Below are 24,664 nucleotides of genomic sequence, written 5' to 3'. Positions count from 1 at the left end.
GTGATCACCTTAGAAAGCGAGCGTAGATATGGCGCGAGGTCCCTCCACACGATCACGAATCCTTGAGGAGGCGCGCGTCGTTGCCAATGAAGTCGGGTTCGATCGCCTCACCACGCGTGAGCTTGCAGAGCGCTGCGGCATCAATGAGGGAAACCTCTATTATTACTTCAAGACAAAGGCCCAGATCGTGCAGGCTCTGTTTGCCCTGTTTGAGACTGATGCGCGGGAGATCTTCTCATCCAGGCCATTCATCCATCGACAATTCAATCGCGCCGAACTCATTGCTGCCATCGAACAGGCCATCAGCCTTTTGCGCGAATGGTGCGCGCTCAGCTGGCATTATCGGGCGCTGATGCGCGACGGTAACGCGGTATTCCGCCTTGCACCCGAGATTCAGGACGCCGCTATGAGCCTGAATCGCGATCTCTCGGCACGGGTCACTGGTCTTGTCCTGGAACTCAGGCGGCTTCGGGCATTATCGATTGAGGATGACGCCATACCGCCGCTCGTCGCCAATATCTTCATCGTATCGAGCTACTGGCTTGGCTACGTCATCCACCAGACAGGCATTAGCGATCCAGATGACAGCCATCTCTCATGGGGTTTCAGCCAGATCATGGCGCTCGTCTTTCCCTATCGCACCTGGCTTGCGCGCCTGATCATGACAAGGCACCCGGATATGATCGCTTTCAACGGGTGAAACAGCGATGGAGGCCAGGATTAGACTGCCTCGAGGAGGGCTGGCGGGCGGTCTGCCAGCATGTGGCCTGTCTTGGGGGGCAACCCCGCCACGCTCTTTCGCGTCTTGACGGTTAGATACCGTCACGCATGTGAGGAGAGCAGGCCGCATGGATCAGGGGAATGACGCACCGCTTATCCTGACGCTGGAATTCGACCCGGCTACGCAGGATTGGGCGCAGAACATGCGCAGCACGCATTTTCCAGCAGCCCGCAATATCGTCCCTGCTCATGTGACCCTGTTTCACGCCCTGCCATCATCGTGTCGCGGCCTCATCGGCGCGAATCTGGCGACGTTGGGTGAGGCACCAGAGATCACGATCGGTGCACCCTACCTTCTGGGGCGCGGTGTGGCCTATGCAATGAAATCGCCGGATCTTGCCCGGCTGCGTGAGGATCTCGTCTCTGAGGTCGGGAGAGAGCGCCTGACCCGCCAGGATGCCGCATCATGGCGGCCCCATCTGACAGTTCAGAACAAGGTGTCCCCGGAACAGGCCCGTGCGCTTCTTGCAGACCTACAGACGGCCCCCCATCCGGTTAGGTGCCACGCGGTGGCTCTTCGTCTCTGGCGCTATGAAGGCGGCCCCTGGACGTTGCTCGAGCGGTTCGCGTTCATCACCGCCTGAGCGGGGGACAGAAAAGACGCTTCGATCCTATCGCGGCGCGCCTGCCGCCCTGCGAGGGGGCAATTCCGAAGGGCGACAGACCGTTATCGCTTCGGGGTGGCTGGGGTACCGGGTCTGGTGCGGCACCCTGCATAAAAACCGGATGATCCCTCACGAGGCGTTTGGCTATCGGGAAGACGGGATCACGCCATCTGCCGGGTGCTTGATGTCGCGCCCGGCAGACGGACACGGATCAGACGTGAAGGCCGGGGGCTTCCTGACCCGTGGCAGCGACATATTCATGATAGCCACCATCATAGCGGTGCAGCCCTTCCGGCGTGACTTCAAGCACGCGATTGGAGAGTGCTCCCAGAAAATGCCGGTCATGCGAGACGAACAGCATGGTGCCCTCGTAATTGGACAACGCCCGGATCAGCATTTCCTTGGTGTCGATATCCAGATGGTTGGTGGGCTCGTCCAGCACGAGAAAGTTCGGCGGATCGAACAGCATCAGGGCCATGACGAGACGGGCTTTTTCACCGCCTGAAAGGACGCTGACATATTTTTCGACATCATCCCCTGAAAAGCCGAATCCGCCTGCCAGAGCACGCAGCGAGCCCTGGGCAGCAAGCGGGAAAGCGTGCTCCAGTGTCTCGAAAATGGTGCGGCTGCCATCGAGCAGATCCATGGCATGCTGGGCAAAATAGCCCATTTTCACACTGGCCCCAATGCTCACACTGCCTGAATCAGGCTCGCTGGCTCCTGCAATCAGTTTGAGGAGCGTGGATTTGCCAGCACCGTTAACGCCGAGAATACAACAGCGCTCCTGACGGCGTATCAACAGGTCGAGATCCTGATAGATCACGCGTGAGCCATAGGCCTTGCCAACCTGCTTGAGCGTGGCAACAGCATCGCCAGAGCGCGGTGCAGGGGCAAAGTCGAAAGACAGTGTCTGGCGGCGGCGCGGCGGTTCCACGCGATCGATCTTGTCGAGCTTCTTGACCCGGCTCTGCACCTGTGCGGCATGGGAGGCGCGTGCCTTGAAGCGTTCGATGAAGGCGATTTCCTTCGCCAGCATCGCCTGCTGACGGTCGAACTGCGCCTGCTGCTGCTTTTCATTCAGCGCACGCTGCTGCTCGTAAAATTCGTAATCACCCGTGTAGGAGGTCAGCGTCCCGCCGTCGATTTCGAGGATCTTGTTGACGACACGGTTCATGAAGGCGCGGTCATGCGACGTCATGAGAAGCGCACCCTCGTAGTTTTTCAGGAATTGTTCGAGCCAGATCAGGCTTTCCAGATCAAGATGGTTGCTTGGCTCATCAAGCAGCATCACGTCAGGCTGCATGAGCAGAATGCGGGCCAGCGCCACGCGCATTTTCCACCCACCCGACAGAAGCCCCACATCGCCGGACATCATTTCCTGCGAGAAACCGAGGCCGTGCAGCACCTCGCGGGCGCGACTGTCCAGCCCGTAACCGCCAAGTTCCTCGAAGCGCGCCTGCACATCGCCAAAGCGTTCGAGAATGGCGTCCATCTCGTCCATTCTGTCGGGATCGCACATGGCGGCCTCGAGCTCTGCCAGCTCCGAAGCAATCTTTGCGACTTCGCCTGCGCCGTCCATCACCTCGGCCACGACCGAGCGGCCATCCATTTCGCCTACGTCCTGGCTGAAGAACCCGATGGTGATGCCGCGGTCCTGGAACACCTGACCTTCATCGGGAGATTCCTGCTTTGTGATCAGCCTGAACAGCGTGGTCTTGCCGGCGCCATTGGGCCCGACCAGACCGATTTTCTCGCCCTTCTGGAGGGCAGCGCTCGTCTCGATGAAAATGACGCGCTGGCCGTTCTGCTTGCTGATCGAATCAAGACGGATCATGGAACCTCTGGGTCACGGGGGAAGGTGGCGTTGATACGGGCTCGACCCGTAATGTGCAATTACGATCACGCTGCGGATATTTGACGCAGGCGTCAGATCGCGCTTCCCTTGCTGTAACGTGCCCCTGCAACCTGGCACCATCATGGGAAACAAGAATGAAAAAAGGCAATCGCCTCCCTGAGCGGCTTTATGGGCTGGCCATGTGGGCCGTTTCAGCTGCGTTTGCGGTGTTTATGATCGGGCTTGGCGGTCTGGTTATCGATGATCTGCCGCGCCGCGCAGGGGATGTCGCCTATAAACCCATCTATCCTGACACACTGACGCAGCATGCGCGTTCGATCAGCACCGAGGAGGTTGCGCTGCGCGCGCAGCGCGAAAGCGGTGAGATCGCGCTGGAGGCGGCACATAGTGCAACCAGCAGCGCGAAGGAGGCCTTCCAGGCCTGGCTTGAGACTCGCAAGGCGACGACCGACCCGCGGCAGGACACTGAACTGACCCGTCGTACCGAGGCGCTCGAGCAATTGCAGCAGCGCGAGCATCAGGCAACGCAGAAGATCGAGGCGATCGATCAGCGTGTGCATGAACTCAGCCAGCAGAAAACCTCGATCGAGCAGGAACGCGATACGATCGCGCAGGCTTACCGGCCTGTCTATGCCCGCGCTGTCTTCATGGCGCAGATGCGCGTATTTCTCATGCGTCTTGCATTTACCTTGCCGCTTCTGGTGCTCGCCATCTGGCTGGTCATGCGCAAGCGGCAAAGCGCTTACTGGCCACTCTATCGCGGCTTCGTTCTGGCCTCGCTTTATGCGTTCTTCGTCGAGCTCGTCCCCTATCTGCCGAGCTATGGCGGGTATGTGCGCTACGGCGTGGGCGCAGTCCTGACGGTTGTTATCTGCGTCGTGCTGATCAGGAACATGCAGGCTTATCTGGCGAGGCGCCGTATTGCTGAAGCAGAGTCGGAGAAGGAGCGCCGTCAACGCGTTGATCGCGAACAGGCCTATGCCCGTATCGAGAAGAAGATCTGCCCCGATTGCGATCGGCCTATCCTGCAGGTTGAGGGCATGGACACGAATTTCTGCGTCCATTGCGGTTTGACGCTCTATCAGCACTGCCTGCGCTGCGACACGCGCAACATGGCATTCAACCGCTTCTGCCTGAGTTGTGGCGCGGAGGATCTGGGACAGTTGCCTGAAAAAGCCTGTTCAGATGTCGGCCCGGCTGAGAGGGCTCCAATTCTTGGCGCAGGGCCTCAGACGGCAATCTGAGTTATGCTTGAGGCGTGGACGCGCATCGTACCGGCCGGGAATGATGCGTGAAAATGCCTCATCAGGGAGTAGGGAAATGCAGGACGCTCTGCGCATTGCGCGAATTTCAACCGAAGATTGTCTGCCTTTGCGCCGCGAGGTGCTTTGGCCAGCCCTGACCGAAGATGAGTGTCGCGTGCCACAGGATCCCGAAGCCACGCATCTGGGGGCGTTTGTCGGCGAGACGCTGGTGGGCTGTCTCTCACTTTGCCCCATCGGGCCGGGTCTGTACCAGCTGCGCAAATTCGCCGTGACGGGGCGCTGTCAGGGAAAGGGGATCGGGACGCAACTGATGCGCGAGGCGATCGACACCTGTCGGATGCTTGGCGTCACGCGTCTTGAACTCGATGCCCGCAGCACGGCACGCGGCTTTTACGAGAAATTCGCCATGCAGCCGATGGGGGATCTGTTTTTCAAGGGCCCGATCGAGCATCAACGCATGGCGCTGACGCTCTGACCGTCGCTGCGGGGCCGAGATGATGGCCCCGCTTTGCAGCATATTCCGTGTTTCAGGCTTTCAGGGTTTCCCTTGCCTCTGAGGCTGGGATCATGAACTCACGTCTGATCAGCTCAATGACCCATGCCCACAACATATGGCCAATTGTCTCGGACAGGATTTCCGCTCGCGGGAGATCCCACAGGGCGGGTGCCCAGTGCCCCAAAGGCAGTACCATGCCATGGAACACCACCGTGACGACCAGCCCGAATGCAACGCCCTGCCAGAGCGCAATGCGCGGCTCATAGCGCCAGATGACGCAATAGAGCAGCGCGAAAACGATAGAGAAGAGGTGATGCACGAGCAGCACACCGCCCTGCACCAGATGGTCCGAGTAGTGATAGACCAGACCACGAACGTCGATGCCGAAATCGCGCAGCATTTCGGCTGGTGGGCTGGGGCGGTCCGGCGTGCGGGGCGGCAGGGGAACTTCGGTCCCCCATTTGACGAAGCTGGACAGGTTGCCACCAATAAATCCTGCCCATAGAGCCTTGTTGAGGGAGGCCTTTGCGGTCTTGTTCCCAGTCAATTTGAATGTCCATCGATCTGTTGAGGTAGAGCTTCCCCACCCGCCTCGCAGGCAGGAAGCTTCATACGATAGATGGTTGTGGCACCAGAAACAGGACGGGAATTGCTGAAGACCAGTTCATCAAGACGTGAGTCGGAAATATAGAGCCAGTCTTTCGCAATTGCGAAGCCATCGGCCCAGTCCAGAACCGCCGGGTTGCGATAGCTGAAGTCGATTTTGGGTGTCGTCGCGCCTTTTGGGAAACTCAGGGCATAAAGACCGTGGTTCTCGATATCCCCCACCCATAGTCGCTGGCAGGAATCCATCTCGATACCGCCGCTCATGACCGATTGGCCAAGATACTCCACCCGTTTGTCCAGTTCCGCATCGGTGAGCTTGGCGTTGCGCAGATCCAAGGTCGCGATGCGCCAGTAATGATGGTCGGTGAGCGGGCGATAATAGAGCCATTGGCGGTCGGGTGAGAGCGCGATGCCATCATCCTGTGTGACGGGAAGCGTATTGTCTTTCTTGCGCGCAAGCTCCCCATAGATGTGAAGATGCTGTTTGGGATCGGCAATCCCCGAACGCGTATTGGCCAGAACCAGACGATAGGCCCCGGTATCGAGATCCATCACTACCAGCCCGCCACGTCCCCATTCATTGGTGATATAGGCAGTGCGCGTGCGCGTATCCACGCGCACATCATTGAGTGAGTCGGCCGGAGTAATGTCGGGGCCGAAATGATAGATCTGATAGAGTTGCCCGGTTTCGGCGTCGAATTCCGCCAGTTTGGGCGGCAGGGTTTTCTGGTCCACTGAAGGGAGCGATGAATCCAGCACCCAGAGATGATTGCGGTCATCCACCCACAGGGCCGGTACAGAAACCCATACTTCCTTGTCCACCGGATGCGGGTCAAAGCGGTTCCAGCCCGCATCGGGAAACGGCCGGAGGGCGCCCGTCGCAGGGTCGACCCGCACGACACTCGCACTGTAGCGCTTCATGGTTGCCGGGGCAGAGGCATAGACGATGCCGGAATGCGAGACCCCGACCCCGATCATGTTGAAATCCTTCGGGAAGCGCTTGACGACCTCCAGCGCCGTCGTGCCGTCTTTCGGAGCGATGCGCTGTGTGACAGCATCCGGCTTGGTTGTATCGGGCGCTGGTGCAGCCAGTGCGCGAGGCGCGGCAGAGAGGGCAAGCAGAGTGACTGCGCTCCCCCCGATGAGGCATCGATAAGGCGTTTTCATGAAAGGCCGGCTCCCTGTGTGGCGACATCGAGTGTGAAAATCGTGTTTTCAGCGCACATGAACAAACGGTCGCGCTGGGTTCCGCCAAAGCACAGATTGGAAACACTGCGCGGCAGGCGCAGGCGGCCGATCATCTTGCCTGCCGGGTTATAGACAAACACACCGCACAACCCGAGCGGGCCATTGGCCGCGACCCAGAGATTGCCCAGCCGGTCTGCCTTGATACCGTCCGGCATGAGCTTGTGACCACCAAGGGTCATATCGGCAAAGACGCGCTGGTTCGTAAGGGCCGGGACGCCATTCGTGCCGGGTTGAGTGCCCCCCGGTTTCTGCACGTCAAATGCGTAGATGTTGCGATACCCGCCACCTTTGGGGCTGAGGGCGCCTTTCTCGCTGGAGACGATATAAAGCGTCTTCTGATCGGGAGAGAAGCATAGCCCGTTCGGCCCCGCGAGAGCGTCGCCATCGAGAAGCGCAGTCAGATGACGCGTCTCGGGGTCGAGATGAAAGACATGGGTTGCCTGTGCATGCTCACCCCCTATCTGCTCGGTCGCTTCCAGATCCAGATTCCAAGTAAGATTGCCTTTTGTCGGCGTGGTCCCGTCAGGAGCATCCGGGTGCCCTTCCCATAATCTGTCGCCATAAGGCGGGTCGGTGAACCAGATCCCGCCCTCATGATCGACCACGATATCATTGGGTGAGTTGAGGCGTTTGCCGTTAAAGCTCTCCGCGAGCATCGTGCAGCGCCCGTCATGCTCCCAGCGGATCACCCGGCGCAACCCGTGCTCGCAGGTGATAAGCCGTCCCTCACGATCGAACGTATTGCCGTTGGAGTGGTAGCTTTCCTTGCGGAATACCGTCATGTAGCGTTCTTCTGGCAGGTAGCGGTACTGTGTGCTTCCCATGACATCGCTGGTGATAAGAAACCTGCCCTCGTTCGACCATGCAGGCCCTTCCAGCCAGAGCACCTTGCCTTTCCACGCCTGAACAAGCGGCGCGTTATCGAGAATCACCGCCGAGAAGGACGGGTCGTAGGATATGATGTCGGGGTCGGGGGTAAAGGCGACGGGAGATTCGGGCCCCCAGAGGCGCGGCGGTGTGCTGACGACACTCGGCGGAGAAAGCGCCGTATCAGCCGCAACGTCATGGGCCGAGGCTTTCCGCCGCATCAGGGGGGCCACGAGCGCTGCGCCCAGCGCGGCGCTTCCGATCCGGATGAGCCCACGCCGTGTTGGGGAAGGAGCCGAACCTGCCGGGCCTGGATCGTCGGCGCCGGAAAGCGCCTTTTCACGGGCGACGACTTTCGGGGCGGGGAGTGTGGCAGGTAGCATGAGGTGTTCCTTTCGCAGGCTCGATTTCACGGTCGCCGCGCAAAGCGACGGCAACGGGACGGGATTAGTCATTGAAGGCCGGGGGCAGGGTCAGGTTCCGGTTGGATCGACAAGGGTACCAGGTGAAAATGTGATGTCTATGTTATAAATCACGCTAAATTAGTGATCAGGCTCTGGCCAGTCGCAATGAAGAATTGCCCGATTACTTTTCGTGATCGATACGAGACCAGTGCTGTGCCTGAATTCCTGGCCTTTTTTCTTGTCAAGTCAGACATCATCATGGGGCCGCTCTGTTCTGGCTGATACAGCACTTCCGCTCGGTACCATTTGTCGCAGTCATTCAGCCGCAGCTATGAAGGGCTTGTGATTTGCTCCTGATCACTATTGCGCGTGTCCGATGATGCGTACGTGTTACGAACTGGCTGACAGATGGCGGATCTGTCATGGAGGGCGGGCTTACGGTCCGGTGTCAGCACCTCATGCTCAGCCGGGCTCGCTCATTGCAGGATGACCGGAATGGACAGTTTTCTCGCGCACCCTCTGGGGGCCATCATTGTATTCACGATTATCGTCGGCGTTGCCTCGACCCTGATCCTCGATCTCTACGCGCTCGTGCTCGACAAGGCTCTGGGTCTCCCCCAGACCAATTGGGGCGCGGTCGGCCACTGGCTACAGGGTATGAAGCAGGGGCGCTTTGTGTTCGAACCGACGGCAAGCGGGGTCTACACGCCCGGTGAACACGGGCTTGGCTGGCTGTTCCATTACGTGGTGGGCTGTGCCTATGCCGCTATGCTGCCGGTTTTCTGGGGTGTGGCGTTCATCGCGGCACCCACATGGCTGCCGATCATTCTTATCGGCGTGGTCCTGACCACCATTGCGGGCCTGACACTTATGGTACCGGGTATGGGAGGCGGTTTTCTCGGTCTCAAGACGCCCAACCCGGTGAAGCTTTACGGTCTCGTGCTGCTGGCCCATGCAGTCTTTGCCATCGGGCAATATGCGGCAGCGATAGGGTTTGCGTCCTGCTTTTGAGGGACATGTTTCCCCGACCACGAGTGGGGGCTGAGTGAAGCCGGGATGCAGGGGCTTTGCCCCGCATCCCGGTTCGGATCATACGCCTGCTGGCCGGTTCAGGCTGCCTGATCGCGACGCGCGGATGTGACGCTCGTCGTCTCACGGGGAGGGGTCAGGGTGCGACGCACCGCATCTTCCCAGCCGCGCAGCAATGTCAGGCGCAGGGCGCCGTCGATATCAGGCGTGAAAAGCCGCTCCTGCTCCCAGATGGTGCCGATTTCCTCCAGAGACTGCCAGACACCTGTGGCGAGGCCTGCCAGGAAAGCGGCGCCAAGAGCCGTTGTCTCCAGATCCACCGGGCGCTGCACGTCGGTATCGAGGATGTTCGCCAGAAACTGCGAGAACCAGTCATTGGCTGACATACCGCCATCAATACGTAATGTCTGGGCCTGCATGGCGCCGTCCTCACGCATGGCGTGTGCCAGATCGAAAGTCTGATAGGCGACCGATTCAAGCGCTGCACGGGCGATATGCGCCTCGGTCGAGCCAAGCGTGAGGCCACAGATCAGACCGCGTGCTTCCGGATCCCAATGGGGGGCACCCAGCCCGACAAAACCGGGCACCATGTATACCCCGTGGCTATCTGGCACACGCGTTGCCATGTCATCGGTCTGTGAGGCATGGGTGATGAGGTGCAACCCGTCACGCAGCCATTTGATGGCAGCCCCGGCCACAAAGATTGAGCCTTCCAGCGCATAGGTGGTCTTGCCACCGATACGATAGCCAATTGTGGTCAGAAGCCGATGATGCGAGGTGACGGGCTTGTCACCCGTGTTGAGCAACATGAAGCAGCCTGTTCCATAGGTTGCCTTGGCCATGCCGGGTTTGAAGCAGGCCTGACCCACAAGCGCTGCGTGCTGATCGCCCGCCATGCCGCCGATGGAAATGGACTGGCCGAACAGGGCCGGATCGGTCATGCCCAGCTCACCGCTATTGTCGCAAAGAGCGGGCAGCAGGGCCTGAGGGACGTTGAACAGGGCCAGAAGCTCCTGGTCCCACTCCTGTGTGTGGATGTTGAACAGGGCCGTGCGGCTGGCATTGGTGACATCGGTGGCATGCACCTTGCCACCGGTCAGGCGCCACAGGAGGAAGCAGTCAATTGTGCCCATAGCGAGTTCGCCGGCCTCGGCCCGCGCCCGCAAGCCGGGGATATTGTCGAGCAGCCAGGTGATCTTGCTGGCAGAGAAATAGGGATCGAGGAGCAGGCCGGTCTTGGCGCGCACCATGTCCTCCGCACCATCGCGTTTGAGCTCGGCGCAGAAGGCGGCTGTGCGCCGGTCCTGCCAGACGATGGCGCGATGCACCGGCTTGCCTGTACTGCGCTCCCAGAGCACGACGGTCTCGCGCTGGCTGGTAATGCCCAGACCGGCAATCCTGTCGATACCCCCGGATTGCTCGATGGCCTCGCGTGCCGTGTCGAGCGCATCGCGCCAGATATCCTCGACATCATGTTCGACCCAGCCGGGGTTGGGATAATGCTGGGTGAATTCACGCCGTGACAGAGCAAGAGAGCGCGCCTTGCTGTCAAAGACGATGCTGCGTGTGGAGGTCGTGCCCTGATCGATGGCGAGGATATGGGTCTTGCGGGTCATGGTGATGGTCCTTGAACTACGCGTGGCATGTCGGTGCCGGTGCAGGCTGTCTTATGAAATCGGGGAGGGGTGGCCGATCGGATTGTTCCGGTCGGCCGGTGCCTCGTAAGGCTGGATCTAATGGAGCGTCGTGGCCTCGTTGACCCGCGAGGCAAACACGGGTGCCGGGGCAATGACGGGGGTGGCGGTGACAGGATCGGGCAATGTCTGGGCTGCGCCTGTCGTCGCGCCGGGGTTGTAGTTCGGCATGAACGGGCGGAGCGTGAACTGATAGATACCAGCACCCACCACGCCGCCAACCAGCGGGCCTGCAATGGGAACCCACCAGTAATGCTGGGGTGCCGGGAATGCCGAAGCCCCCCAGCCGGCAAAGAAGGCAAAGGTACGTGGGCCGAAATCACGTGCGGGGTTGATGGCCCAGGCATCGAGGAAGCCGGAGGAGGCACCGATGGCTGCAACGAGAAGACCGATGATGAGGGCACCCGAATTCGCCTGGGGGGCCTGGGTGTTATACTGGCAAGTGACGGCGAAAATGCCAAATACCAGCACGGCGGTTAGGACGATCTGCACCACAAAGGAATGCATGGCCGTCACGGCAAGGCCGGGATGGGTAAAGAACACCCCTGCGGCCCCGCCATCACCCGCACGGGTGAAGTGATGGGTCATGTTGTAGTGGTCGATGACAGGATGGAAATTGAGATAGACGACTGCAGCCCCGGCAATGCCGCCCAGCACCTGCGCAGTGCAGTAAGGCAGGACCTTTTTCCATGAAAAGCCACGATACAGGGCAAGAGCAAGGGTCACGGCGGGGTTGGCATGGGTGCCGCTTACAGCCCCGGTGGCATAGATGGCGATAGTGACGCCAAGCCCCCACACGATGGCCACGCCCCAATAGGCGTTCTGATACGGATTGGGATCGTAAAGCACGATCATCGCCGCGACGCTGTCGCCGAAGATGATGATGATCAGCACGGCGATGAATTCGGAAATCAGTTCGCCGAGATAGCGTTTTCTTTCTGACATGAGAAAATTTCCGTCAGCCAGAGTGGGAGGGAGAGTCGGGAGGGAGATCAGGCCATTTCGTGGGCGGGGCCGGTCTCGAAAGGCGGGGAATTCCGGCGCGATCGCCGGGCGATGTAATCCTCGAGAGCGCGTGTCTCGCGAGGGGAGAAACGAAGGCCGAGCTTCGAGCGACGCCAGAGAATATCCTCAGCGTTGCGCGCCCATTCATGGTCGATCAGATAATTGGCCTCGGCCTCATACAGATCGGCTCCAAGGCAGGCACCCAGCGAGGGAAGGGCACTGGCATCGGGTGTATGCCCGGCGGGAAGGGCATTTGCTTGTGTGCCCGTGCCGGGCTGGGTGGTATGCGCTTCTGCGCCTGCTACCATCAGCGTTTCGACCAGGGTGCCGTAATTGCGCACGAGCCGCGTTGCGGTGTCCTGAGTCATCCCCGGCACATGCTTCATGAGCAGACGGACGCGGTTATTAAAATCTGCCCGCTTGAAATTACCGCCGGGCAGGGCGCTATCGGCCGTCCATGACGTAACCGGCAATCCGGGCAGATGGGGCGCAAGCTTTTCAAGCGCGTGTTCGGCGAGCTTGCGATAGGTGGTGATCTTGCCGCCGAAAACGGACAGTACGGGAGCTGCGCTGTGATCGACATCGAGCACATAGTCGCGCGTCACGGCGGAGGCGCTGCCTGAATGGTCGTCATAGAGCGGGCGTACGCCAGCATAACTCCATACAACGTCATCTGGTGTGATGGCGCGTTTGAAATAGCGATTCACGCTCTCGCAGAGATAGGTGATTTCCTCCTGTGAAATGGCCACGGCACCGGCGTCCTGTTCCCAGGGAATGTCGGTCGTGCCGATAAGGGTGAAATCCTTCTCATACGGGATGGCAAAGACGATGCGCCGGTCGGGATTTTGCAGGATATAGGCCTGCTCGGTCTCGAACATGCGGGGCACGACAATGTGGCTGCCCTTGATGAGCCGCACATCATTCCTGCTTGGTACCGACAATCTGTCCTTGAGCAGTTCTGCCACCCAGGGGCCTGCGGCATTGACAAGGGCACGGACGCTGACCTGCCTTGTCTGACCGGTCGCCTCGTCACGAAGGGTGGCAATCCAACGATCCGGGTGACGCTCGGCCCCGACCAGCTTTGTACGGGTGCAGATTGTTGCGCCGCGTCGGGCGGCATCCATGGCATTGAGCACGACGAGCCGGCTGTCCTGCACCCAGCCATCGGAATATTCGAACCCCTTGCGGAATTCGTTGCGTAACACACGCCCTGCCGGGTCCTGCTGCAGCCTGAGCACGCGGGTTTTGGGCAGGGTCATGACGCGGCAGAGATTGTCGTAAAGGAAGAGCCCCGTGCGCAGCAACCATGCCGGACGCAGCATGGCTGAATGAGGCAGGATGAAACGCATGGGCCAGATGATGTGCGGCGCAATGCGAAGCAGGTTTTCACGTTCGTTGAGCGCCTCGCGCACCAGCCGAAACTCGTAATATTCGAGATAGCGCAGCCCGCCGTGAATCAGCTTCGTGCTGGCTGAGGATGTATGGCTTGCCAGATCATCCTTCTCGACCAGCAGCACGTTCAGGCCGCGTCCTGCGGCATCGCGCGCAATTCCTGCGCCATTGATGCCACCGCCCACGATCAGCAGGTCGTGCTCAATCGTGTCGGAACCCTCGTTCGGGTGGTTGGGGGTGGAACCGCTCATGGGGTGAGACCTTTCGAGGGGAACAAACTCGAAAGTCTAGCTAGATCAAAAACGAAAGAAAGCGAACATAAAACGTTAAATATAACGCGTTCGTGTTATTTGTGTGCAAAATGTGGGTCAGGCTATGTGAAGTCTAACATTCGCCGCTTCGAGCGCGGCAACGAATGGGGAGGAAGGCATACGATCCGTCACGAAGTCATCAATGCTGGAGAGATCGCCCACCCGCCCCACCGGGCTGCGTGTGAACTTGGTGTGGTCGGCCAGCAGAATCACACGTCTCGCATGGCGCATGATGGCGCGGGCGCACTGTATCTCATCGAGATCGAAATCAAGCAGCGTGCCGTCTTCCTCAATGCCGCTGATACCGATAACACCGAAATCGGCCCGGAAGCCCGACAGGGATTCCGTCGCGCCTGCGCCGACGATGCCGCCATCCTGGGGGCGCACCAGTCCACCTGCCAGCACGGTGCGGAAATCGCGCCGGGGAGACAGGGCAACTGCAACATGCAGATTATTGGTGATGACGTGCAGGTCTTTGTGGCTGGTCAGGGCCCGGGCAAACGCCTCTGTCGTGGTGCCGATATTGATGAAGAGCGAACTGCCATCGGGGATGAGCCGTGACGCGCATTGCCCGATCGCCTCCTTGGCGCGCGAGTGAAGGCTCTGGCGCTCGCCGTAGGCGATGTTTTCGGTGGAAGAGGCGGGGCTTGCCCCGCCATGATAGCGCGCCACATGCCCGGCCTCCGACAGGGCATTGAGATCGCGCCGGATGGTCTGAACCGTGACACCAAGACGCTGTGCCAGATCCTCATTGGACATGAAGCCATGGGCTTGGACCAGCGTCACGATCTGCCTGTGACGGGGCGAATTGAGGATATCCTGCATCATGAACCCCTGTCTGCCATGACGCGTTCTGTCATGCGATACCGATGCCGACAATCTCGCTTTTGAACCCGCGATCTGGCGCGCTCTTGTGACAGCCCTTTTGAAAGCCCATTTTCCTGCCATGGCGACAGCAACACGATCCACTATGGAAGCGATCCCCGAGCACCGGCTTATGGGATTCAGGCCTGAACGACAGCCCGCAAAGGAAAAGCTGCGGCGTCTGGTCGTCAAATCCGAATACGAGCCCGCGGGCGACCAGCCCACCGCCATTGCGGAACTGACACAGGGCGTGAATGACGGGGAGGTGGATCAGGTTCTTCTGGGTGTCACGGGCTCGGGCAAGACCTTCACCATGGCCAAGGTCATCGAGGCGACACAGAAGCCAACCCTGATTCTGGCGCCGAACAAGACACTGGCGGCGCAGCTCTACGGCGAAATGAAGCAGTTCTTTCCCGATAACGCGGTCGAATATTTCGTATCCTATTACGATTATTACCAGCCGGAAGCCTATGTACCGCGTTCTGACACCTATATCGAAAAAGACAGTCAGATCAACGAGCAGATCGACCGTATGCGCCATGCTGCCACGCAGGCCTTGCTGGAGCGCAACGACGTCATCATCGTGGCCTCGGTATCGTGCATCTACGGTATCGGCTCGGTCGAGACCTATTCGCGCATGGTGGTCAAGCTTGAGGCGGGCGGCAGCATTGATCGTGACCGACTGATCAAGGCGCTGGTCGAATTGCAATATCGCCGCAACGACGCGGCGTTCGAGCGCGGCACATTCCGCGTGCGCGGCGAGCAGATCGATATCTTTCCGGTGCAGAACGAGGATCGCGCCTGGCGTGTCTCGCTTTTCGGCGATGAAATCGAGGCCATCACGGAGTTCGACCCGCTGACAGGTAACAAGACCGCCGATCTGACAGAGATAAGCGTCTATGCCAATTCGCATTATGTGACGCCACGTCCGACGCTCAATCAAGCCATGATCGGTATCAAGGCGGAGCTGCGCCAGCGCCTCGATGAGCTCAATGCGGCGGGCAAGCTGCTGGAGGCTGAGCGCCTGCAACAACGCACGATTTTCGATCTCGAGATGATCGAGACCACAGGGGCCTGCAAGGGCATTGAAAACTATTCCCGTTACCTCTCTGGTCGTGGCCCCGGCGATCCGCCACCGACCCTGTTCGAGTATCTGCCAGAGGATGCGCTGCTGATTGTCGATGAAAGCCACGTGACCGTGCCCCAGATCGGGGGCATGGCGCGGGGTGACCATGCGCGCAAATCCGTGCTTTCCGAATATGGTTTCCGTCTGCCTTCCTGTCTCGACAACCGGCCCCTCAAATTCGAGGAGTGGCAGGCTCTGCGCCCGCAAAGCGTGTTCGTTTCCGCAACACCCGGCCCCTGGGAGATGGAACGGACCGCCGGCGTGTTTGCCGAGCAGATCATTCGTCCGACCGGGCTGATCGACCCTGTCACGATCGTGCGCCCAGTCGAAGGGCAGGTGGATGATCTGCTGGCTGAAGCCCGCGACACCATCACGGCGGGAGGGCGTGTTCTGGTGACCACGCTCACCAAGCGCATGGCCGAGGATTTGACAGAGTATCTCGGCGAGGCCGGGATCAAGGTGCGCTATCTCCATTCTGATGTGGATACGCTCGAGCGTATCGAGATCATTCGTGATCTGCGTCTCGGGGCCTTCGACGTGCTGGTTGGCATCAACCTGCTGCGTGAGGGGCTCGATATTCCTGAATGTGCGCTCGTTGCGATCCTTGATGCAGACAAGGAGGGCTTTCTGCGTAGCCGCACATCGCTGATCCAGACGATTGGCCGTGCGGCGCGTAACGTGGATGGCCGCGTGCTGCTTTATGCCGACAAGATGACGGGCTCGCTCGAATTCGCGATTGAGGAAACGGCGCGTCGTCGTGCCCGTCAGGTAGCATGGAACGAGGAGCACGGGATCACACCGCAAACCGTGCGTTCGCGTATCGGCGATGCGCTGTCGTCCGTGTTCGAGCAGGATTACGTGACGGTTGGTCCTGATGAGGCCGGGGACACGCAGGAATTCGTGGGCAAGTCGCTTGCTGCTTCTATCCAGGATCTGGAAAAGCGCATGCGCGCTGCGGCGGCGGACCTCGATTTTGAACAGGCCGCGCGCTTGCGAGACGAAATCAAGCGGCTCGAGGCGATCGATCTCGGGCTTGAGCCTCCCCCCTTGCCGAGTTCGACCGCAGGGCGTAGCGGGTTCAGAAGCAAGGACAAGACGCCGCGACCGCTCGGCCCGGGTGGCGGTGGTTATGACCCCAACAAGAAGCGGGGCGGTGGCAGGAGAAAAGCAGGATGATCGAGCTGAAACTGGGCGAGGCCCATCTCGGATTACTCCCCGCTCTTGGTGGCAGTCTTGCCTTCTGGCGGCTACGCGGGCGCGATCTGCTGGTGCCGACCGCGGATCCGAACCTTGTCGCCCAGAAAAACACGCCAGTTGCGGGCTATCCCTTGCTGCCCTTCTCCAATCGCATCGCGAATGGTGCATTCAGTTTCGAGGGCATCCCGTACCAGCTGGCGCATAACTTTGTCAGTGAGCCCCATGCCATCCACGGCAATGGCTGGGAACGCAGCTGGGAAGTCGCCCAGCACGATGCTGAGCGGGCCATTCTCTATCTCGACCATGATCCCGCCAGGGGGGACGATGCGGCGCAATGGCCCTTTGCCTACCGCGCCGTTCTCTCTTTCGTGCTGCATCGAGAAGGGCTGGATGTCGAAATCCTTCTCGCCAATCGCGATACGCGTGCACAGCCTGTGGGCATGGGATTTCATCCGTTCTTCGCCAGAAGTGACGACATGACGCTGCAATTCGGGGCGCGGGGTATGTGGCAGAATGGGCCGGACATGCTTCCCACCAATTTGCAGCCCTATGGGGGCACGGAGTTTTTCGACAAGGCGAAGCTCGTCGGGGCGACACGCCTCGATAACTGCTTTGCCGGGTGGGATGGCAAGGCAACGCTCGGTTACCCCTCGGCTGGCTATGATCTGACGATTGAGGCTGATGCAGCGTTCTCGCATCTGGTGGTCTTCACCGCGCCGGAAAAACCTTTCGTGGCGGTCGAGGCCGTGACGAACATGAACAACGCGATCAACCATCCCGAGATACTGGAAAACGGGCTGCATGTTCTCGCGCCCGGTGAGAGGATATCGGGTGTCATACGCTATCGCATTACCGAGCAGCGCGGCTGAATTTTCGTGTCCGACGCTTCCCGTATTGCCCTCAGCCAGTATCTCACCCCTCAGGGGGCCGCGCGTATGCGTGAGGAATTACGGGAGCTCATGCAGGTTGAGCGGCCACGCATTGTGGAGATTGTCTCCTGGGCAGCGGGCAATGGTGATCGCTCCGAAAACGGCGATTATCTGTACGGCAAGCGTCGGCTGCGTGAGATTGACCGCCGCGCCCGGTTTCTGAGCAAGCGACTCGAGCATGCCCTGATTGTCGATCCTGCCAGCCAGACAACGCGCGACCGCGTATTTTTCGGGGCGAGCGTTGCCTATGCCGATGAGGACGATGTCAGGCATGATGTGACCATTGTTGGCTGCGATGAGGCAGATCTGACCCGGCGGGAAATCTCGCTCGTGTCGCCTGTCGCGCGTGCCCTGATGCGCGGTCGTGTAGGTGATGAAGTGAGCCTGCTGACCCCTAACGGGACGGTCACGCTGGAGATTCTGGAAATTGCCTATCCGCATTGAGGCGGAGCCGTAAGGTCCCGCGAGGCTTTCTGTTTGCGCATGCTTGGCAGGGCGCACGCTCATGATATGGGTGTGGCGAGATGCAAACGGCCCCGCAGGGCAAAAGCCAGGGTTCGCACCTGGTTTGTGACGATGACATTCTGGTTTGCAGATACCGAAAGGACGAAGACGATGGCCCTACGCATAGCCGTACAGATGGACCCGCTTGAGCACGTCAATATCAATGGGGACTCCACCTTCGCCCTGATGCTCGAAGCCCAGAGACGTGGGCATGAACTCTTTGTGTATCCTGTGGACTCGCTGTGTCTCGGCGAAGGCGGGGCCGAGAAGACGCTGCATCATGGTCGGGTTTCTGCGCGGGCGCGTCCGGTCACGGTGCAGCGCGTGCAGGGGGGGCATGCGACCTTCGGCGCAGAGCAGCGTCTGGATCTGGGTGAGACAGATGTGGTGCTGATGCGTCAGGATCCGCCCTTCGATATGGGTTATATCACTGCCACCCATATGCTCGAGCATGTCCACGGTGTTGGTCCCGGCAAGACACTGGTCGTGAATGACCCGCAAGCCGTGCGAAACGCTCCCGAGAAGCTGCTGGTCACGCATTATCCCGATCTCATGCCCCCGACTCTGGTCACATGGGACACTGAGGCGCTGGCCGAATTCCGGGCCCGTTATGGCGATGTGATTCTCAAACCGCTCTATGGTAATGGCGGGGCGGGCATTTTCCGTATCCGTGAAGGTGATGAGAATTTTGCGTCACTGCTGGAGCTGCATTTCAGCCGCTCGCGTGAACCGCTCATGATCCAGCGTTATGAGCCGATGGTGCGCAAGGGCGACAAACGCATCATTCTGGTCGATGGCGAACCGATCGGTGCGATCAACCGCGTTCCTGCTACAGGCGAGGCCCGCTCGAACATGCATGTGGGTGGTCGGGCGGAAGCCGTTGCCCTGACAGCGCGCGATCAGGAAATCTGTGCGCGTATCGGATCATATCTGCGTGAGAATGGGCTCATCTTCGTCGGGATCGACGTGATCGGCGATTGGCTGACCGAGATCAACGTGACCTCCCCGACGGGCCTGCAGGAACTCGACCGTTTCAACGACCTGAACAGTGCTGGCCTGGTCTGGGATGCCATCGAAAAGCGCCTCGGCTGAGGCGCCTTTCCTTTCCCGTAGCTGGTCTTTTTTCCGTACAGGTCAGTCGCGCGTTGCCTGTACGCTGCCGGCTGGGGATACCGTCCGATCGGATTTGATGTCCTGTCCGTTGTCCTGATCAGACGCTGGCGTGGCGGGCGCAGGAGTTTCTTTCCCCTTTGCTGCCGCCTCTTCCTCATCGTCCTTGGGTGGATCGTAGCAGAAGGGAAGGGGGACATCCGGAATCTTCCCGTCCGGAGGGAGAGGCGGAGGCGTCTTGTCGAATCTGGTATGGTACCATCGCTCGATATTCTCCCTGAATTTGAGAAGATAGATTGATGACCAGAATCCGAATGCCAGTAGAATCAGGCAGAGGTTAAGACGTGACATGGCTTGAACTCTTCTTTTCGGGCGCTCGCAGATAGCCAGGGCTCAGGATGTTTCCCGTTGTTATTGCCTATCTTCTAGGCGCGCGGCGTGACGAAATGCAAACCGCCCCTCGCCAGTTCTGGCGATATACGCTAAGGGTGAAGACTCTGTTCGATGCCTGCCACACTGGCTGCGGTCGGGCGACAATTTTGTATCGCCCAGGTCTCGCGCGCGGGTCCCGGGACAGGTATCAGGACAAAACCAATGATTTTGTGCGACCAGACGAACGAAGCCTGATGACACGACCGGACCCCTTGATCGACCCAACCGTCTCCTTTGACGACACGCATCCTCGCCCGCGCTCTGCGCTGGATGCGGACGCAGTACGCGCCGCTTATCGCCGCTGGGCGAGGGTGTATGATTCCGTCTTTGGTGGCATATCGGCATTTGGCCGTCGCCGTGCCGTGGCGGCTGTCAATGCGTTGCCTGGTCAGCGTGTTCTTGAGGTCGGTGTCGGGACGGGGCTCGCCCTGCCGCATTACAGCCGCGACAAGCATATCACCGGAATTGATCTTTCCGAGGCCATGCTCGAACGCGCCCGTCAGCGTGTCATCAACCAGCAGCTCGGCAACGTCGATGACTTGCTTGAAATGGATGCAGAGGCAACGACCTTCGAGGCGGGAAGCTTCGACATTGCTGTGGCCATGTTCGTAGCATCGGTCGTGCCAAGCCCTCGTCGTCTTCTGGGCGAACTCAAGCGGGTGGTAAAGCCTGGCGGACATATCCTGTTCGTCAATCATTTCCTCGCGACGGGCGGTGTCAGGCTGGCGGTTGAGCGCGGTATGGCCCGTGCATCACGCTCGCTCGGCTGGCATCCGGATTTTGCCATGGAATCCCTGTTGCCTCCGGAAGATCTGGGCCGTGCAACCATCACACCGGTTCCGCCTGCCGGGTTGTTTACACTCGTGACATTGCCGCTCGAGAAGGATAGTAAGGAAGAGACGGCCCTGGTTGCCTGACACGTTTGTGCCCGACAAAACATACCAGACTGGCCTTGATCTCAGGGTCCCATAGCGATGCTGATGGCATGAGGACCCCCAGGACGGAATAAGGAACGGGTCTTGCTACAGTTGCCGATTTCGAGACGCCGCGAGGGTCTGGCGTTGCGTGCCGATGGGGCCGCTTTCCTGGCCCTTGCCCTTTTTTGCGGTCTCGCAGGTGGTTTCCTCGGATTTGTCTCCCAAGGTACAGGCCCCGCCCATGCGCTGGGGCATGGATTGCTGCTTGATCTTTTTGTCCTGATCCCGGCCTTTCTCGGCGGTATGGGGCGATTGATCCTGCCGGGTGAACTGACATCCCTTCCGTCCCTGATGGTCCGTTTTGACCGCATGGCTCTAGTCGCCTTGTTCCTCGGGGCGTTCTGCGCGCTTGGCGGTGCATCACGACCTGGCCTGTTTGCCGTCTCGATGGGGCTTTGGTCGATTGGTGTCGTATTGCTGGCGCTGTCGACCATCGTCAAATGTCTCGAATGTCGCGTCGTACGCTTTCGTGATCTGTCGCCCTTTACCTGGTCACAACTTCTGGCGTCACTTGGCCTGGTCGTCCTCGTCCCTGTCGTGCTGGCCGGCCTGAGCCATGACCTTGTGGCGGGCGGGGATACACAGATTGTCGCTGGCGTATGGCTGGGTCGTATCCAGATTCCCGTGCTGGCTCTTGTCATGCAACTGGCCCTCGGGGCGATTGCAAACCTCGTTTCTTTCCATTCAACCCGTGCCAAGATCGTTCTGCCACTGCTTATGGCGGTACCGACGCTGGGTGTATCGGTGGTCTGGGCGCATGGAGTTATAGTGCCGGGGCTTTCCGGGGCATGGCTTCTGGGGGCAGGGGTTGCCCTCCCTTGTTTCGGAATCATGGGGCTGATCTGCGCTTCTTTGTGGCGTCGCAGCTTCACCATGACCTACGCGCTCTCCTGGAGCTTTCCGGCGCTGCTTCTGCTCTCGGCAGGTTGGGCGCTCTATCTTTTCCCCGCGCGTCCGGAGGCCTTTCATTCCGCCATGCTGTTTGGCGCGGTTTTCGCGTTGTTTGGCTGCTATTATCGCTGGCAGGCCCAGCTGGGCGATTTGGCCGCACCACTCTGGCTCGGTCGTCTGCATCTTGTTTCGATGGGTATAGCGGTGCTGGCCATGATCCCGTTTCTGCCCATGCTGCGTCATATCGGCGAGGCCGGCATGATGGTCTCACTTTGCTGCGTCGCCTGTCTGGGCGTCAGACTGATCATGCCATTGCGTGAGCCTGCGAAAGTCGATCTTTCATGAGTGCCTCACAATCATTGCCGCATGTCGAGCCGGCGTTTGATCGCCTTCAAGGGGCGACGCTCAAGGACTGGCTTGCACTGCTGAAGCCGCGTGTCATCTCGCTGGTCGTGTTTACGGGTGTGGCGGGCATGGCCGTGGCACCGACTTGGCCTTCGGTTCCGCTCGGTCTGATCGATATGCTTTGCATATGCGTCGGGGCAGGGGCGGCCGGTGCCATCAATATGTGGTACGACCGCGATATTGACGCGATCATGAAGCGAACGTCCGTGAGGCCCATTCCTGACTCCCGTATGGATGCCGATGGCGCCCTTATCTATGGCGTCGTCCTGTCGCTGGCTTCGGTGGCTCTGCTCTGGCTTGCGAGCAATGCCCTTGCTGCGGGTATTCTCGCGTTTTCGATTTTCTTCTATGCCGTCATCTACACCATGTGGCTAAAGCGGAGCACACCGCAGAATATTGTGATTGGCGGAGCAGCCGGCGCCTTTCCGCCCATGATCGGCTGGGCCGCCGCAACAGGCTCCATGAGCGTATTGCCGGTGGTGATGTTTGCCATCGTGTTCCTGTGGACGCCACCCCATTTCTGGTCGCTCTCGCTCTATGCATGCAAGGATTACACCAAGGCGGGTATCCCGATGCTGCCCGTGGTGAAGGGGGCTCGTCATACGCGCTGGAATGTCTTCGTTTACACGCTGATCCTGCTGGCTGTGTCTCTGGTGCCGTCCTTTCTGCATCTTTGCGGATTGATCTACACGGTGAGCGCCGCGGTTCTCGGGCTGGGCTTTGTGGGATTTGCCTTGCGTGTTCTGCTCGACAAACAAGACGAGACCGGGGTGAGCCTGACGGCTGACAAGCCTGCCCGCTATGCCTTCCGGTACTCGCTGGCGTATCTGTTTTTCCTGTTTTCAGCCCTGCTGATTGATCGGGTGTTGTTTCCATGATGAAAAACGAACTCGCCGAGCGCCGTCAGGGGCGGATCATGGGCCTGCTGGGTGGTCTGTCACTGGTCATGATCTCTCTTTTCGCCCTGACCTATCTGCGGCTCTGAGAACCACGGGAGCTTTCCCGACTGCGGCCCGATCCCGCGTCAGAGAGGCATGAGAGATCCGCTACCCGGGCTTTAAGCCTGTAGCGCTGCTTTGAGGTAACGATGATGATAGGGCCGCAGAAACGCCGCTGATTTCTGTGGGTCTCCCGCTTGCCGGGTATGTTTACAGGGCCGGGGCCGGCGTCGTTTTGATTGGCCGGCGTTACCCCTCCGATCTGGACAATGCGCGGCTTTTCAGAAGCGTCTGAGACAGCGCGGGCAGCGCTGCGATGCAGAAGCTGACGCAAATCATTACGCACAGGCAGACGGGCAAGGTGAGGGCCGGTGTAGCTGTGAATCTGTGATGGTGAGGGCAGCCTTACGTCCCGTTAACGATCAGCTGATACGACCAACGACGATCTGGCATCTGAAAAGAACGGCTCCCCTATGGGAAGATGTGCACAATGGCCACCGGGTCGAGGTGCCCCACACGGATAAGTGGGGATCATATAGCCGGTACGGATCATTAATGATGCCCCGACAATCCGCCCAATGGGGGTCCCCCGCCTCCAAGGGCTGGTTCAGGCCCGTCAATGTCGGGACGGAAGCACTCGACCGTTCAGAGCGCGTGCCATCCGAGGAAGACACCTTCGGTGACTTCCCCATACATAAAAGCCGGAGCCCGCAGGGGCTCCGGCTTTGGTTCTCAAAGCGGTGGGAGGCGGCTAGAAGCCCCCCATCCTCCCGGGTCAGCAATCACCCGACTTGGCCCGGCAAAAACTCAGTCCTAACCGTTGTGTCAGCCAACCTGCTGAATGGCGGAAAGCACCCAGTTGCCGCGTCCATCGGCGCGCACGAAGGTCCAGAGCTCTGTCACCACCTGACGCTCTGTTTTGCTGCCATCAATGACGTTGCCGAGCTGATCGGTTGTGACGTCATACAGCGAATACTGCATGGCAACGGTGGCATAGGTCAGGTTGCCCTCACGCCATGCTTCCGAAAGATCACCGCGCATGAACTGCACGTCCGATACGATATTGCGTGCACCACGGCTCGCGTAATCGGCCAGCTGCTCATTGAAATATGACACCATCTCTGGTGTGGCCATGCTGGAGAGCGCCCGCATGTTCTGGGCACTCCAGGCAGCCTGGATATCGAGCAGGAGGCGCTGGAAGTTCTGGTAATCGTTGTTGTTGAGCGTCACGGCCGGCGCCCCGGCACCGCCGGAAAAGCCGGGGCTCTGAGGGGTGCTGACACCTCCCTGGCGACGATTGCCGAGCCAGCGCAGCACCATCACGATAATGAAACCGAACAGCGCAATCTGGAACAGCAGGCCGAGGAAGGAGAGTCCCCCGCCGATACCACCAAGAAAACCGTGCCCTGACAGCATGCCGAACAGGCCGGCACCCAGCAGGCCACCCACAAAGCCGGTCATGAAGGGGCGGCGCTGTGCAAAGCCGTAAGGCTGGCCCATTGGGCGCTGCATCGGGTTGCTATAGCCCGGGGATGGGGATGAAGGGGCATAGCTTCGCTCCATGGGCCGGGCCTGATAAGGCGCGGTCTGGGTCATGGGCGGGGGAGAATAGGTGCGGCTTCCCCGGCTTCCCATGGAGCGACCGCCACCGGGGCGCGCATCGGCCGGGGCGGCCAGAAGCGGGGCAAGGGCAAGAAGCAGAAGAGAGGCGCGGAACAGGCGGCGTGACATGAG

Annotated in this window: 22 protein-coding genes; 12 read left to right on the top strand and 10 right to left on the bottom strand. The window is 59.9% G+C overall.

Going from position 1 to position 24,664, the window contains the following annotated elements:
• Positions 1 to 28 precede the first annotated feature (28 nt).
• Both ED655_RS11050 and ED655_RS11045 read left to right on the top strand, forming a co-directional pair.
• The gene (locus tag ED655_RS11050; protein ID WP_122050196.1) at positions 29 to 700 is read left to right on the top strand and encodes a TetR/AcrR family transcriptional regulator; all 672 of its coding nucleotides are present in this window, start codon (positions 29 to 31) and stop codon (positions 698 to 700) included.
• A gap of 148 nt (positions 701 to 848) precedes the next feature.
• On the top strand, positions 849 to 1,364 hold the full coding sequence (locus ED655_RS11045) for a 2'-5' RNA ligase family protein (protein ID WP_122050195.1): 516 nt from the start codon (positions 849 to 851) through the stop codon (positions 1,362 to 1,364).
• A gap of 232 nt (positions 1,365 to 1,596) precedes the next feature.
• On the opposite strand, the gene ED655_RS11040 is transcribed toward ED655_RS11045, so the two are convergent.
• A complete protein-coding gene (locus tag ED655_RS11040) occupies positions 1,597 to 3,219 on the bottom strand; it encodes an ABC-F family ATP-binding cassette domain-containing protein (RefSeq protein WP_122050194.1) in 1,623 nt (540 codons plus the stop codon).
• Between the two features lie 155 nt (positions 3,220 to 3,374).
• On the opposite strand from ED655_RS11040, the gene ED655_RS11035 reads away from it, so the two are divergent.
• Positions 3,375 to 4,484, top strand: coding sequence for a zinc ribbon domain-containing protein (locus ED655_RS11035; protein WP_122050193.1), 1,110 nt, complete (start codon positions 3,375 to 3,377; stop codon positions 4,482 to 4,484).
• Positions 4,485 to 4,560: 76 nt separating this feature from the next.
• The gene (locus ED655_RS11030; RefSeq protein ID WP_162993493.1) at positions 4,561 to 4,980 is read left to right on the top strand and encodes a GNAT family N-acetyltransferase; all 420 of its coding nucleotides are present in this window, start codon (positions 4,561 to 4,563) and stop codon (positions 4,978 to 4,980) included.
• A 52-nt stretch (positions 4,981 to 5,032) separates the two neighbouring features.
• On the opposite strand, the gene ED655_RS11025 is transcribed toward ED655_RS11030, so the two are convergent.
• Genes ED655_RS11025 through ED655_RS11015 form a run of 3 tightly spaced genes read right to left on the bottom strand, consistent with a single transcriptional unit; the run spans position 5,033 to position 8,105 of the window.
• Positions 5,033 to 5,548 (bottom strand): YagU family protein, encoded by a 516-nt coding sequence (locus tag ED655_RS11025; protein WP_122050191.1) that lies wholly within the window; start codon positions 5,546 to 5,548, stop codon positions 5,033 to 5,035.
• On the bottom strand, positions 5,545 to 6,774 hold the full coding sequence (locus tag ED655_RS11020) for an L-dopachrome tautomerase-related protein (RefSeq protein WP_122050190.1): 1,230 nt from the start codon (positions 6,772 to 6,774) through the stop codon (positions 5,545 to 5,547). Before ED655_RS11020 ends, ED655_RS11025 begins: the two co-directional genes overlap by 4 nt.
• Complete coding sequence (locus tag ED655_RS11015; protein ID WP_122050189.1) at positions 6,771 to 8,105, bottom strand: SMP-30/gluconolactonase/LRE family protein; 1,335 nt, start codon at positions 8,103 to 8,105, stop codon at positions 6,771 to 6,773. Before ED655_RS11015 ends, ED655_RS11020 begins: the two co-directional genes overlap by 4 nt.
• Before the next feature lie 516 nt (positions 8,106 to 8,621).
• Between ED655_RS11015 and ED655_RS11010 the strand changes: the two genes are divergently transcribed.
• On the top strand, positions 8,622 to 9,137 hold the full coding sequence (locus ED655_RS11010) for a DUF2938 family protein (protein ID WP_162993492.1): 516 nt from the start codon (positions 8,622 to 8,624) through the stop codon (positions 9,135 to 9,137).
• A 98-nt stretch (positions 9,138 to 9,235) separates the two neighbouring features.
• Here the strand turns inward: ED655_RS11010 and glpK are convergent, their stop codons facing one another.
• The 4 genes from glpK to ED655_RS10990 all read right to left on the bottom strand — a co-directional run bounded on the left by glpK (position 9,236) and on the right by ED655_RS10990 (position 14,382).
• A complete protein-coding gene (glpK, locus tag ED655_RS11005; RefSeq protein WP_122050187.1) occupies positions 9,236 to 10,771 on the bottom strand; it encodes a glycerol kinase GlpK in 1,536 nt (511 codons plus the stop codon).
• Positions 10,772 to 10,888: 117 nt separating this feature from the next.
• The gene (locus ED655_RS11000; protein WP_122050186.1) at positions 10,889 to 11,794 is read right to left on the bottom strand and encodes an MIP/aquaporin family protein; all 906 of its coding nucleotides are present in this window, start codon (positions 11,792 to 11,794) and stop codon (positions 10,889 to 10,891) included.
• A gap of 47 nt (positions 11,795 to 11,841) precedes the next feature.
• On the bottom strand, positions 11,842 to 13,497 hold the full coding sequence (gene glpD, locus ED655_RS10995) for a glycerol-3-phosphate dehydrogenase (RefSeq protein ID WP_122050185.1): 1,656 nt from the start codon (positions 13,495 to 13,497) through the stop codon (positions 11,842 to 11,844).
• Between the two features lie 117 nt (positions 13,498 to 13,614).
• Positions 13,615 to 14,382, bottom strand: a complete 768-nt coding sequence (locus ED655_RS10990; protein ID WP_122050327.1) for a DeoR/GlpR family DNA-binding transcription regulator — start codon at positions 14,380 to 14,382, stop codon at positions 13,615 to 13,617.
• A 121-nt stretch (positions 14,383 to 14,503) separates the two neighbouring features.
• Between ED655_RS10990 and uvrB the strand changes: the two genes are divergently transcribed.
• From uvrB to gshB, 4 genes are all read left to right on the top strand, one after another.
• A complete protein-coding gene (gene uvrB, locus ED655_RS10985) occupies positions 14,504 to 16,723 on the top strand; it encodes an excinuclease ABC subunit UvrB (protein WP_023978472.1) in 2,220 nt (739 codons plus the stop codon).
• Positions 16,720 to 17,613, top strand: a complete 894-nt coding sequence (locus ED655_RS10980) for an aldose 1-epimerase (protein WP_122050184.1) — start codon at positions 16,720 to 16,722, stop codon at positions 17,611 to 17,613. Before uvrB ends, ED655_RS10980 begins: the two co-directional genes overlap by 4 nt.
• A gap of 6 nt (positions 17,614 to 17,619) precedes the next feature.
• Positions 17,620 to 18,117, top strand: a complete 498-nt coding sequence (gene greB, locus ED655_RS10975) for a transcription elongation factor GreB (protein ID WP_277302618.1) — start codon at positions 17,620 to 17,622, stop codon at positions 18,115 to 18,117.
• 171 nt (positions 18,118 to 18,288) lie between these two features.
• Positions 18,289 to 19,269: a glutathione synthase gene (gene gshB / locus ED655_RS10970; RefSeq protein ID WP_240993629.1), complete on the top strand. Its 981-nt coding sequence runs from the start codon at positions 18,289 to 18,291 to the stop codon at positions 19,267 to 19,269.
• A gap of 42 nt (positions 19,270 to 19,311) precedes the next feature.
• Here gshB and ED655_RS10965 read toward each other — a convergent pair whose 3' ends face one another.
• Entirely contained in the window at positions 19,312 to 19,638 is a 327-nt protein-coding gene (locus tag ED655_RS10965; protein WP_122050182.1) for a hypothetical protein, read from the bottom strand.
• Positions 19,639 to 19,913: 275 nt separating this feature from the next.
• Here ED655_RS10965 and ED655_RS10960 point away from each other — a divergent pair, with 275 nt between their 5' ends.
• From ED655_RS10960 to ED655_RS10950, 3 genes are all read left to right on the top strand, one after another.
• On the top strand, positions 19,914 to 20,636 hold the full coding sequence (locus ED655_RS10960; RefSeq protein ID WP_122050181.1) for a class I SAM-dependent methyltransferase: 723 nt from the start codon (positions 19,914 to 19,916) through the stop codon (positions 20,634 to 20,636).
• 102 nt (positions 20,637 to 20,738) lie between these two features.
• The gene (locus ED655_RS10955) at positions 20,739 to 21,932 is read left to right on the top strand and encodes a hypothetical protein (RefSeq protein ID WP_162993491.1); all 1,194 of its coding nucleotides are present in this window, start codon (positions 20,739 to 20,741) and stop codon (positions 21,930 to 21,932) included.
• Positions 21,929 to 22,870 carry a heme o synthase gene (locus ED655_RS10950; RefSeq protein ID WP_122050179.1) on the top strand — a complete coding sequence of 314 codons (942 nt, stop codon included), beginning with the start codon at positions 21,929 to 21,931 and terminating at the stop codon, positions 22,868 to 22,870. The genes ED655_RS10955 and ED655_RS10950 overlap by 4 nt, the downstream gene beginning before the upstream one ends.
• An 885-nt stretch (positions 22,871 to 23,755) precedes the next feature.
• Here the strand turns inward: ED655_RS10950 and ED655_RS10945 are convergent.
• Positions 23,756 to 24,661, bottom strand: a complete 906-nt coding sequence (locus tag ED655_RS10945; RefSeq protein WP_122050178.1) for a Tim44 domain-containing protein — start codon at positions 24,659 to 24,661, stop codon at positions 23,756 to 23,758.
• Positions 24,662 to 24,664 lie beyond the last annotated feature (3 nt).

The organism is Asaia bogorensis (assembly GCF_900465345.1).
Classification (GTDB): Bacteria; Pseudomonadota; Alphaproteobacteria; order Acetobacterales; family Acetobacteraceae; genus Asaia; species Asaia bogorensis_A.
The sequence above is the reverse complement of the archived record's forward strand: the minus strand, read 5'-3'. Positions and strand labels throughout refer to the sequence as shown.

Coding starts and splice junctions, on each gene's coding strand:
- glpD (WP_122050185.1), bottom strand. CDS start 13,497: ATGAGCGGTTCCACCCCCAACCACCCGAACGAGGGTTCCGACACGATT.
- ED655_RS10990 (WP_122050327.1), bottom strand. CDS start 14,382: ATGCAGGATATCCTCAATTCGCCCCGTCACAGGCAGATCGTGACGCTG.
- ED655_RS11050 (WP_122050196.1), top strand. CDS start 29: ATGGCGCGAGGTCCCTCCACACGATCACGAATCCTTGAGGAGGCGCGC.
- ED655_RS11045 (WP_122050195.1), top strand. CDS start 849: ATGGATCAGGGGAATGACGCACCGCTTATCCTGACGCTGGAATTCGAC.
- ED655_RS10950 (WP_122050179.1), top strand. CDS start 21,929: ATGAGTGCCTCACAATCATTGCCGCATGTCGAGCCGGCGTTTGATCGC.
- ED655_RS11000 (WP_122050186.1), bottom strand. CDS start 11,794: ATGTCAGAAAGAAAACGCTATCTCGGCGAACTGATTTCCGAATTCATC.
- ED655_RS11030 (WP_162993493.1), top strand. CDS start 4,561: ATGCAGGACGCTCTGCGCATTGCGCGAATTTCAACCGAAGATTGTCTG.
- uvrB (WP_023978472.1), top strand. CDS start 14,504: ATGGCGACAGCAACACGATCCACTATGGAAGCGATCCCCGAGCACCGG.
- glpK (WP_122050187.1), bottom strand. CDS start 10,771: ATGACCCGCAAGACCCATATCCTCGCCATCGATCAGGGCACGACCTCC.
- ED655_RS11010 (WP_162993492.1), top strand. CDS start 8,622: ATGGACAGTTTTCTCGCGCACCCTCTGGGGGCCATCATTGTATTCACG.
- ED655_RS11015 (WP_122050189.1), bottom strand. CDS start 8,105: ATGCTACCTGCCACACTCCCCGCCCCGAAAGTCGTCGCCCGTGAAAAG.
- ED655_RS10980 (WP_122050184.1), top strand. CDS start 16,720: ATGATCGAGCTGAAACTGGGCGAGGCCCATCTCGGATTACTCCCCGCT.
- ED655_RS11040 (WP_122050194.1), bottom strand. CDS start 3,219: ATGATCCGTCTTGATTCGATCAGCAAGCAGAACGGCCAGCGCGTCATT.
- ED655_RS10945 (WP_122050178.1), bottom strand. CDS start 24,661: ATGTCACGCCGCCTGTTCCGCGCCTCTCTTCTGCTTCTTGCCCTTGCC.
- ED655_RS11035 (WP_122050193.1), top strand. CDS start 3,375: ATGAAAAAAGGCAATCGCCTCCCTGAGCGGCTTTATGGGCTGGCCATG.
- ED655_RS10960 (WP_122050181.1), top strand. CDS start 19,914: ATGACACGACCGGACCCCTTGATCGACCCAACCGTCTCCTTTGACGAC.
- ED655_RS11020 (WP_122050190.1), bottom strand. CDS start 6,774: ATGAAAACGCCTTATCGATGCCTCATCGGGGGGAGCGCAGTCACTCTG.
- ED655_RS10965 (WP_122050182.1), bottom strand. CDS start 19,638: ATGTCACGTCTTAACCTCTGCCTGATTCTACTGGCATTCGGATTCTGG.
- gshB (WP_240993629.1), top strand. CDS start 18,289: ATGGCCCTACGCATAGCCGTACAGATGGACCCGCTTGAGCACGTCAAT.